Source organism: Streptomyces clavuligerus (assembly GCF_005519465.1).
Classification (GTDB): Bacteria; Actinomycetota; Actinomycetes; order Streptomycetales; family Streptomycetaceae; genus Streptomyces; species Streptomyces clavuligerus.
This window is the reverse complement of sequence record NZ_CP027858.1, coordinates 4,504,211-4,513,961: the sequence shown is the minus strand read 5'-3', so window position 1 is coordinate 4,513,961 and position 9,751 is coordinate 4,504,211. Positions and strand designations below refer to the sequence as shown.

8 protein-coding genes are annotated in these 9,751 nt (G+C 73.5%); 3 read left to right on the top strand and 5 right to left on the bottom strand.

Features of this window, described 5'->3' with window-relative positions:
• Positions 1-97: 97 nt before the first annotated feature.
• Both CRV15_RS18990 and CRV15_RS18985 read left to right on the top strand, forming a co-directional pair.
• A complete protein-coding gene (locus CRV15_RS18990) occupies positions 98-1,297 on the top strand; it encodes a S8 family peptidase (RefSeq protein ID WP_003955723.1) in 1,200 nt (399 codons plus the stop codon).
• 223 nt (positions 1,298-1,520) lie between these two features.
• A complete protein-coding gene (locus CRV15_RS18985) occupies positions 1,521-1,730 on the top strand; it encodes a DUF4287 domain-containing protein (protein ID WP_003955722.1) in 210 nt (69 codons plus the stop codon).
• Between the two features lie 61 nt (positions 1,731-1,791).
• Here CRV15_RS18985 and mmsA read toward each other — a convergent pair whose 3' ends face one another.
• The 5 genes from mmsA to iolC all read right to left on the bottom strand — a co-directional run bounded on the left by mmsA (position 1,792) and on the right by iolC (position 8,595).
• A complete protein-coding gene (mmsA, locus tag CRV15_RS18980; RefSeq protein ID WP_003960541.1) occupies positions 1,792-3,294 on the bottom strand; it encodes a CoA-acylating methylmalonate-semialdehyde dehydrogenase in 1,503 nt (500 codons plus the stop codon).
• 142 nt (positions 3,295-3,436) lie between these two features.
• The gene (iolD, locus tag CRV15_RS18975; RefSeq protein ID WP_003960542.1) at positions 3,437-5,398 is read right to left on the bottom strand and encodes a 3D-(3,5/4)-trihydroxycyclohexane-1,2-dione acylhydrolase (decyclizing); all 1,962 of its coding nucleotides are present in this window, start codon (positions 5,396-5,398) and stop codon (positions 3,437-3,439) included.
• Positions 5,395-6,426, bottom strand: coding sequence for a 5-deoxy-glucuronate isomerase (gene iolB, locus CRV15_RS18970; RefSeq protein WP_003955719.1), 1,032 nt, complete (start codon positions 6,424-6,426; stop codon positions 5,395-5,397). The genes iolD and iolB overlap by 4 nt, the downstream gene beginning before the upstream one ends.
• Before the next feature lie 133 nt (positions 6,427-6,559).
• Entirely contained in the window at positions 6,560-7,435 is an 876-nt protein-coding gene (locus CRV15_RS18965) for a Cgl0159 family (beta/alpha)8-fold protein (RefSeq protein ID WP_418346551.1), read from the bottom strand.
• 5 nt (positions 7,436-7,440) lie between these two features.
• Complete coding sequence (gene iolC, locus CRV15_RS18960) at positions 7,441-8,595, bottom strand: 5-dehydro-2-deoxygluconokinase (protein WP_009996246.1); 1,155 nt, start codon at positions 8,593-8,595, stop codon at positions 7,441-7,443.
• Positions 8,596-8,803: 208 nt separating this feature from the next.
• Between iolC and CRV15_RS18955 the strand changes: the two genes are divergently transcribed.
• A complete protein-coding gene (locus CRV15_RS18955; RefSeq protein ID WP_003955717.1) occupies positions 8,804-9,715 on the top strand; it encodes a sugar phosphate isomerase/epimerase family protein in 912 nt (303 codons plus the stop codon).
• Positions 9,716-9,751 lie beyond the last annotated feature (36 nt).

Below are 9,751 nucleotides of genomic sequence, written 5' to 3'. Positions count from 1 at the left end.
CCCCCGCGCGTCCATGTGCCCCGTTCACGCATGGCCCGGCACCCCGCACACCCCCGTACACCCGTGATTCCTTGCGATCCGGTCAACGAGAGGTCAGGTGCACGAGATGAGAACAACCACCCGCCGCTTAGGCGCCCTGCTGCCCGTGGTCACCCTCGCGGTCGGTCTACAGTTCGCCGTCTCCCCCTCGGCGCACGGCGCGACCGCGCCCGAACGGGGCGGAGACCTGCGTCTCGCTCCTTCGGCGACCGCCGTTCCCGGGAGCTGGATCGTGGTCCTGAAGGACGGCCGGACCCGCGCCGCCGACTTCGGGGTCACCCCCAAGTACACCTACCGCAGCGCCGTGCAGGGCTTCGCGGCGAAGATGTCCACGGCCAGGGCCGCCGAACTGGCGGCGGACCCCCGGGTCTCCTATGTGGAACAGGATTCCAAGGTCAGTCTCGCGGCCACCCAGACCAATGCCACCTGGGGCCTTGACCGGATCGACCAGCGGGATCTGCCGCTGTCGACGACGTACACGTACAACACCACCGCGGCCGGGGTGAACGCGTACATCATCGACACCGGTATCCGCACCTCCCACAGCGACTTCGGCGGCCGGGCGAGCGTCGGCACCGACACCGTGGGCGGCGGGCAGAACGGCCAGGACTGTCAGGGCCACGGCACCCATGTCGCCGGTACGGTCGGCGGCGGCACCTGGGGCGTCGCCAAGGGCGTCAACCTGATCGCCGTCCGCGTGCTCAACTGCCAGGGCTCCGGCACCAACGCCGGAGTCATCGCGGGCGTCGACTGGGTGACCGCCAACGCCCGCAAGCCCGCCGTCGCGAACATGAGCCTCGGCGGCGGCGCCAACGCCACCCTGGACAACGCGGTGACACGGTCCGTCGCCTCCGGCGTCAGCTACGCCATCGCCGCGGGCAACGGCAATATCTTCGGCCAGGCCGTGAACGCCTGCACCGTCTCGCCCGCCCGGGTCCCGACGGCGATCACGGTCGGCGCCACCGACCGCACCGACACCAAGGCGTCGTTCTCGAACTTCGGCACCTGCCTGGACATCTTCGCCCCGGGCGTCGGCATCACCTCGGCCTGGGCCACCAACGACACCGCCACCAACACCATCTCCGGCACCTCCATGGCCGCCCCGCACGTGGCGGGCGCCGCGGCGCTCTATCTGGCGGCCAACCCGACCGCACCGGCGGCCCAGGTCCGTGACGCCCTGGTGAACGGCGCGACCAACAACAAGGTCATCAACCCCGGGACCGGTTCACCGAACAAGCTCCTGTACACCCTCTACTGATCCCGTCACCCGCCACCGCGCGGACCGGACGCCGACGCCCGTCATCGCACGGGCGTCGGCGTCCGCGCGCCGGCCTCGGAGTCCGCGTCCGCATCAAGGAATGGGAGCGGGAACGAGACCGGCCCGTCACCGCCCCGCCCGGTGGCGAATCCGCTTGCCCCACGATCACGCGCACGGTGAGAATCCCCGTATCGCACCACGCGCCACAAGGGGGCCACGCGCTATGACGGAGCAGGTCAAGGGACCGGCCAGCTACTTTCCCGCCATCGAGAAGAAGTACGGCCGTCCGGTGACGGAGTGGAAGGAACTGATCCGTTCCTCCCCGCTGACCCGGCACATGGAACTGGTCGCCTGGCTCAAGAGCGAGCACGGACTCGGCCACGGCCACGCCAACGCGCTGGTCGCCCACACCCTCGCCGAGGGCGAGGCGTAACGGCCCTACGGGTGCGGGTCCCTGTGGACCCGCACCCGTAGGGGCGGGCCGCCCGCGCGGCTCAGTGGTTGCGCGGGAAGCCCAGATCGACACCCGCGTGCGGCTCCGACGGGTCGGGCCAGCGGGTCGTCACCACCTTGCCGCGGGTGTAGAAGCGCACCCCGTCGTTGCCGTAGATGTGGTGGTCGCCGAAGAGCGAGTCCTTCCAGCCACCGAAGGAGTGGTAGCCGACGGGCACCGGGATCGGGACATTCACCCCGACCATGCCCGCCTGGACCTCCAGCTGGAAGCGGCGCGCCGCGCCGCCGTCCCGGGTGAAGACCGCCGTGCCGTTGCCGAACGGCGAGGCGTTGATCAGCGCCAGGCCCTCCTCGTACGTCTCGGCGCGCAGCACGCACAGGACCGGGCCGAAAATCTCGTCCCGGTAGGCGTCGGAGTCCGGGGAGACCCGGTCCAGCAGCGAGATGCCGATCCAGTGGCCCTCCTCGTACCCCTCGACGGTGTAGCCGGTGCCGTCCAGCACCACATCCGCGCCCTGGGCCGCGGCGCCGGTGACATAACCGGCGACCTTGTCCCGGTGGGCCCGGGTGATCAGCGGACCCATCTCGGACGCGGGGTCGTCGCCCGGGCCGATCCTGATCTTCTCGGCCCGCTCACGGATCTTCTCCACCAGCGCGTCGCCGGTGGCACCGACCGCCACGACCGCCGAGATCGCCATGCAGCGCTCGCCCGCCGACCCGTACGCCGCCGAGACCGCCGCGTCGGCCGCCGCGTCCAGATCCGCGTCGGGGAGGACCAGCATGTGGTTCTTGGCCCCCCCGAGCGCCTGGACCCGCTTGCCGTGCGCGGAGGCGGTGGCGTGGATGTGACGGGCGATCGGGGTGGAGCCGACGAACGAGACCGCGGCGACGTCCGGGTGCGCGAGCAGCGCGTCCACCGCGACCTTGTCGCCGTGGACCACGTTGAGCACCCCGTCGGGGAGCCCCGCCTCCGCCGCCAGCACGGCCAGGAGGTTCGCCGCCGACGGGTCCTTCTCGCTGGGCTTGAGGACGAAGGTGTTCCCGCAGGCGATCGCCAGCGGGAACATCCACATCGGCACCATCGCGGGGAAGTTGAACGGGGTGATGCCCGCGACCACGCCCAGCGGCTGGCGGATCGACGCCACGTCCACCCGGCCGGCCACCTGTGTGGACAGCTCGCCCTTGAGCTGGGTGGTGATCCCGCAGGCCAGCTCCACGATCTCCAGTCCGCGCGCGACCTCGCCGAGCGCGTCGGAGTGCACCTTGCCGTGCTCGGCGGTGATCAGCGCGGCCAGCTCCTCCCGGCGGGCGTCGAGGAGGGCCCGGTAGCGGAAGAGGATCGCGGTGCGCTGCGCCAGCGAGGACGTGCCCCAGGCGGTGTACGCCTCGCGCGCGGCGGCCACGGCGGCGTCGACCTCGTCCGCCGAGGCCAGCGCGACCCGGGTGGTGACCGCGCCGGTCGCCGGGTCGGTGACCGGGCCCCACGCGCCGGACGCGCCCTCGACGCTCCTGCCACCGATCCAGTGGTTGACGGTCCTGGTCATGACGTATGGCTCCTTCGGAGATGCCGCTCCACCGGGTCACCGGGTCGTCCGTGGCGGTTCACGGCCGGCGCGGCTCGCGGGACTTCACGGCGGGCGGGGCTTTCACGGCTGACGGTTGCACGGGGGGCGGCTCATGGACGGCTCACAGCGGACGGCGGCGGGCCGCGCGCTGCCTCTCGTACTCCTCACGGGCCCCGACCGCGGCGGAACGGGTCGCGGTCTCGGCCACGGGTACATCCCACCACGCCTGGGCCGGGGGCGGGCCCGACACAGTGTCGGGCGTCGCGGTCTCCACATAGACACCTGTGGGGACGTCGGACGCGCGGGCGGCGGCGAGGGCCCGGCGCAGCTCGGCCACGGTCCCGGCGCGCAGGACGCGCAGCCCGAGCGCGGCGGCGTTGGCCGCGAGGTCCACCGGCAGCGGGTCGCCGCTGTAGGTGCCGTCCGGGGCGCGGTGGCGGTAGGCGGTGCCGAAGCGCTCGCCGCCGACGGAGGCGGAGAGCCCGCCGATGGAGGCGTATCCGTGGTTCTGCACGATGACCACCTTCACCGGGATGTTCTCCTGGACGGCGGTGACGATCTCGGTGGGGTTCATCAGATAGGTGCCGTCGCCGACGAGCGCCCAGACCGGCCGTCCGGGGGCGGCCATCGCCACGCCGATCGCCGCCGGGATCTCGTATCCCATGCAGGAGTAGCCGTACTCGACGTGGTACTGGTCGGCGGAGCGGGCGCGCCACAGCTTGTGCAGATCGCCGGGGAGCGAACCGGCGGCGTTGATGACGATGTCCTCGCCCGTGACCAGGGCGTCCAGCGCACCGAGCAGTTGGCTCTGGGTGGGGCGGGCCCCCGGGTCGGCGGCCGCGTACGCGGTGGAGACCCGGCTCTCCCAGCGCTCCTTGGCGGCGCCGTACTCCGCCGGGTACGCGGGAGGCACCGCCGGGGCGGCATCGGCCAGCTCGGTGAGGACGGCGCGCGCGTCGCCGACGAGGGAGAGTCCGGCCATCTTGTGCGCGTCGAACGGGGTGATGTTGACATTGAGGAAGCGGACGTCCGGGTTCTGGAAGAGCGTGCCGGACGCGGTGGTGAAGTCGGACCAGCGGGTGCCGACACCGATCACCAGATCGGCGGTCCGGGCCAGTTCGTCGGCGGTCGCCGTGCCGGTGTGGCCGATGCCGCCGACGTCGGCGGGGTGGTCGTACGGCAGCGAGCCCTTGCCCGCCTGGGTGGAGGCGACGGGGACGCCGGTGCGCTCGGCGAAGGCGCGCAGCGCGTCCTCGGCCTCGCTGTGGTGGACCCCGCCGCCCGCGACGACGAGGGGGCGGCGGGCCGTGGCCAGGGCCCGGCGGGCGGCGGCCAGGGCGTCGGTGTCCGGCCGGGGGCGGGCGACCCGCCAGATCCGCTCGGCGAAGAACTCCTCGGGCCAGTCGTACGCCTCCGCCTGGACGTCCTGCGGCAGGGCGAGGGTGACGGCACCGGTGTCGGCCGGGTCGGCGAGGGTGCGCACGGCCTGGAGCGCGGCGGGGATCAGCGCCTCGGGGCGGGTGATCCGGTCGAAGTAGCGGGAGACGGGGCGCAGCGTGTCGTTGACCGACACATCGCCCGCGTACGGGACTTCAAGCTGTTGGAGGACGGGGTCGGCGGGCCGGGTGGCGAAGGTGTCGCCGGGCAGCAGCAGCACCGGCAGCCGGTTGACCGTCGCGAGCGCCGCGCCCGTGACGAGGTTGGTGGCGCCGGGGCCGATGGAGGTGGTGACGGCGTGCGCGGAGAGCCGCCGGGACTGACGGGCGTATCCGACAGCCGCGTGGACCATGGCCTGTTCGTTGCGGCCCTGGTAGTACGGCATCGCGGCGTCGCGCCCGGTGCCCGACTCCAGCAGCGCCTGGCCGATCCCGGCGACGTTGCCATGGCCGAAGATGCCCCAGGTGGCGCCGATCAGCCGCCGCCGTCGGCCGTCCCGCTCGGTGTACTGGCGGCTGAGGAACATGATCAGGGCCTGGGCGACGGTGAGCCGCCGGGTACCACCGGTACCGGCTCCCGCCCTGCCGCGCGCCCGTACCTCCGCCGACCCGGTCGCCGCTGCCGTCCCTGCCGACTCCGTCGTCATGCGCCTTCCTCGGTCGTCTCCGGGCGCTCCCCGTCCCCGTCCCTGGCCGTGTCCGGGGCCGGGGAGCCGTCACCGGGCACCGCCGGGGAGCCGTTCCCGGACGCCGCCGGGGAGCCGCTGCCGGACGCCGCCGCCGGGGGGAGGTAGAGCGGCAGCCGGGGGTCGACGGGCTCCTGCGGCCAGGTGCCCCTGATCCAGGCGTGGTCGGGATGGTCGCAAATCAGCCACTCCCGGGTCGCTCCGGGGCCCGCCATCACATTGAGGTAGTACAGGGTGCGGCCGGGCGGGGCGATCGAGGGGCCGTGCCAGCCGTCGGGGATGAGCACCGCGTCCCCGCCGCGCACTTCGGCGAGGACGTCCGTACCGCCGTCCCGGGACGGCGAGACCCGCTGGTAGCCGAGCCCGTCCCGCTCGATCTCGAAGTAGTAGATCTCTTCGAGCACCGACTCGCTGCCGGGCCGGTGCTCGTCGTGCTTGTGCGGCGGGTACGAGGACCAGTTCCCGCCGGGGGTGAGCACCTCGACGGCGATCAGCCTGTCGCAGTCGAAGCTGTCGGCGGCGGCGAAGTTGTTGACCTGGCGGGAACAGGTGCCGGAGCCGCGCAGCTCCACCGGAACCTCCGGCGCGGGGCCGTAGCGGGCGGGGAGTCGTCGCCCGCACTTCGCCCCTGCCAGTGCGAAGCGGCCTCCCGCGCCGGAGGTGATCTGTGCCCGGGCGGAGCGCGGAAGATAGGCGAAGTCGGTGACTCCGCCGAAGACGCTCTCCCTGCCCAGGAGTTCAAAGGTGGTGCCGTCGACCTCGACGGCGCAGCCGCCGTTCAGCGGGAGCACGATCCACTCGCTGTCACCGGTGTCGAGGGTGTGCGTGCCGCCGGGCTCCAGCTCCAGGACGCGCAGGGACGAGTGGGTCCACCCCGCCCGCTCCGGGTCGACGCGGAGCGCGTAGGGGCCGTCGGCCGCGCTGCCCGCCGGGAGGTGCCGGTCGGGGCGGGCCGCCGTGGGGCCGCCGTGCGTGTGCTGCGTGCTCATGAGTTCTCGTATACCCCTCGTACCCCGTGTACCCCACGTCCTCTGACCGTCCGTACCGTCCTGGCCCGGGTACCGCCCCGGGCACCGGGTGCGCCCCGTACCGCCCGTGCGGCCCGGCGGTGCGCCGGCCGGGTCACAGCAGCCCCACCGCCGTGTCCACCGCCGCGGCCACGTCCCCGTCCGCCGGATAGAGCAGCGAACGGCCCACCACCAGCCCCTGGACGGTCGGCAGCCGCAGCGCGCCGCGCCATTTCTCGTACGCGCCGTCCTGGTCGCCGCCGATCTCGCCGCCGAGGATGACGGCGGGGAGGGTGGAGGTCTCCATCACGGCGGCCATGTCGTCGGGGTTCTCGGTGACGGGGACTTTCAGCCAGGTGTACGCGGAGGTCCCGGCGAGTCCGGACGCGATGGCGATGGAACGGGTGACCGCCTCCGCGCTCAGATCGGTCCGCAGCCGCCCGTCCACCCGGTGGCAGATGAACGGCTCGATGAAGACGGGCAGCCGGCGCTCGGCCATCTCGTCCACGACCCGCGCGGTGGAGTGCAGGGTCTCCACGGACGCCGGGTCCTGGTAGTCGATGCGCAGCAGCAGCTTCCCCGCGTCGAAGCCGAGCCGGTCGAGATCCTGCGCGCGGTGGCCGGTGAAGCGGTCGTCCAGTTCGAACGAGGCGCCCGCGAGGCCGCCCCGGTTCATCGAGCCCATCACGATCCGGTCGTCGAGCGCGCCGAGCAGCAGCAGGTCGTCGAGGATGTCGGCGGTGGCGAGCACCCCGTCGACACCGGGCCGGGAGAGGGCGAGACAGAGCCGTTCCAGCAGGTCGAGGCGGTTGGCCATGGCGAGTCTGCTGTCGCCGACGGCGAGCGCGCCGCGCGCCGGGTGGTCGGCGGCGATGATCATCAGCCGTCCGCTCGCGCCGATGGGTCCGGGCCGTCGGCGGCGGTGGGCCGCGGCCTCGGCGACGGCCTCGGGGTGGCGGGTGCGGATGCCGACCAGCTCGGCGATGTCGATCCGGGTCACGACGGCTCCCCGGGCCCGGCGGGCGGCTGCGGCGGCGCGGGCGGGACCCCGGGCCCGGCCGGGGGTCGCGCCGGTGCCATGGCCGGGGCCGATCCGGGAACGGCCGGTACGGGTCCGGCGGGAGGCTGCGGCGGTGGCGTGGGCGAGGGCGGCACCGGGCCGCCCGCGAGGACCTGCTCGACCTCGTCCGGGTACGGCATCGCCGTGGAGCAGGCGAGCCGGGCCGCCACGATCGCCCCGGCGGCGTTGGCGTACCGCATGACCGCGCCCGGCTCCCAGCCGGAGAGCAGCCCGTGGCAGAGCGCGCCGCCGAAGGCGTCGCCCGCGCCGAGGCCGTTGACCACCTCGACCGGGACGGGCGGCACCACCACCCGGGTCCCGTCGCGGTGGAGGGCCAGCACGCCCTCGGGGCCCTGCTTGACCACGGCCAGCTCCACCCCGGCGGCGAGCAGCGCGCGGGCCGCCGCGTCCGGTGCGCGCTCACCGGTGGCGATCTCGCACTCGTCCAGGTTGCCGACGGCGACGGTCGCGTGGGCGAGCGCCCGGCGGTAGTGGGGCCGCGCCTCCTCGGGGTCCTGCCAGAACATCGGCCGCCAGTCGAGGTCGAAGACGGTGATCCCGGCGCGGTCGCGGTGGGCGAGCGCGGCGAGGGTCGCGCCGCGGCTCGGCTCGGCGCACAGGCCGGTGCCGGTCATCCAGAAGACCCGGGCGGCGCGCACGGCGGCGAGGTCCAGCTCCTGGGGCAGGATCTCCAGGTCGGGGGCCTTGGGCTGCCGGTAGAACCAGAGCGGGAAGTCGTCCGGGGGGAAGATCTCGCAGAAGGTGACGGGGGTGGGGTACGCGGGGACCGGGGTGACCCAGCGGTCGTCCACCCCGAAGCCGCGCAGGGCCTCGTGCGCGTACTCCCCGAAGGCGTCCTGCCCGGTGCGGGTGATCACGGCGGTGCGGCGGCCGAGCCGGGCGGCGCCGACGGCGACATTGGTGGCGGAGCCGCCGAGGAACTTCCCGAACACGTCGACGCGCGCCAGCGGAACACCCGTCCGCAGCGGATAGAGGTCGACCCCGATCCGGCCCATGGTGATCACGTCGTACGGCTCGGGGCCGTCCGACCTGTCCGCCCCGCCCGGCCGAGAGCCGTCCGCCAGCGTCATCCGCGCCCCTTCACTCCTGGCTCCTGTCCGCCCGTCCCGGTCCGGTCCCATTGCCGGTCCGGTCCCGTTGCCGTCCCGTTCCGGCTGCCCCGTCCGCGCGTACGGTCCCTCCAGGTCTAGTCGCCGGGACCGAGCCCTGTCAACATTTTGTCCTTACATTCGGACGTAGCCTTGACACCCTTCCGAGATGGCCGGAAAGCTCTCTTCCATGACCTCCTCCGCCCGCTCCCTGCACCGCATCCGGGTCGGCTCCGCCCCCGACTCCTGGGGGGTGTGGTTCCCCGACGACCCGCGGCAGGTGCCCTGGCAGCGCTTCCTCGACGAGGTCGCCGAGGCCGGTTACGAGTGGATCGAGCTGGGTCCGTACGGCTATCTCCCCACCGACCCGGCGCGGCTGGCCGACGAGACCGCGCGGCGGGGGCTGCGGGTCTCGGCCGGAACGGTCTTCACCGGGCTGCACCACGGGCCCGCCGTCTGGGAGGAGACCTGGGCCCATGTCTCGGCCATCGCCGGGCTCACCCGGGCGATGGGCGCGGAGCACCTGGTGGTCATCCCCTCGTTCTGGCGGGACGACAAGACCGGGCAGGTACGGGAGAGCAGCACCCTGACGGCCCGCCAGTGGCGGGATCTGGCCGCTCAGACCGAGCGGCTGGGACGGGAGGTGCGCGAGCGGTACGGGCTGAGGATCGTCGTCCATCCGCACGCGGACACCCATATCGACACCGAGGAGAACGTCGCCCGCTTCCTCGACGCCACCGATCCCCGCGATGTCTCGCTCTGTCTGGACACGGGGCACTACGCGTACTGCGGCGGGGACAGCGTGAAGCTGATCGAGACCTACGGGGAGCGCATCGGCTATCTCCACCTCAAGCAGGTGGACCCGGAGGTCCTCGCCGGGGTGGTCGCCGAGGATCTGCCGTTCGGGCCCGCCGTGGGGCGCGGGGTGATGTGCGAGCCACCGTCCGGGGTGCCCGCCCTGGAGCCGGTGCTCGCGGCGGCACAGGCGCTGGACGTGGACCTCTTCGCCATCGTGGAGCAGGACATGTACCCCTGCCCGCCGGACCGGCCCCTTCCGATCGCCCGGCGGACCCGGCGTTTCCTGCGCTCCTGCGGCGCCTGACACCCATCCCGCGCAGCGCGGTCCGCAGCCCCCGCC

What these genes read in the sequence shown, in the direction of transcription:
- mmsA (WP_003960541.1), bottom strand. Translation starts at nt 3,294, where the DNA reads ATGACCAGGACCGTCAACCACTGGATCGGTGGCAGGAGCGTCGAGGGC.
- iolB (WP_003955719.1), bottom strand. Translation starts at nt 6,426, where the DNA reads ATGAGCACGCAGCACACGCACGGCGGCCCCACGGCGGCCCGCCCCGAC.
- CRV15_RS18985 (WP_003955722.1), top strand. Translation starts at nt 1,521, where the DNA reads ATGACGGAGCAGGTCAAGGGACCGGCCAGCTACTTTCCCGCCATCGAG.
- iolC (WP_009996246.1), bottom strand. Translation starts at nt 8,595, where the DNA reads ATGACGCTGGCGGACGGCTCTCGGCCGGGCGGGGCGGACAGGTCGGAC.
- iolD (WP_003960542.1), bottom strand. Translation starts at nt 5,398, where the DNA reads ATGACGACGGAGTCGGCAGGGACGGCAGCGGCGACCGGGTCGGCGGAG.
- CRV15_RS18955 (WP_003955717.1), top strand. Translation starts at nt 8,804, where the DNA reads ATGACCTCCTCCGCCCGCTCCCTGCACCGCATCCGGGTCGGCTCCGCC.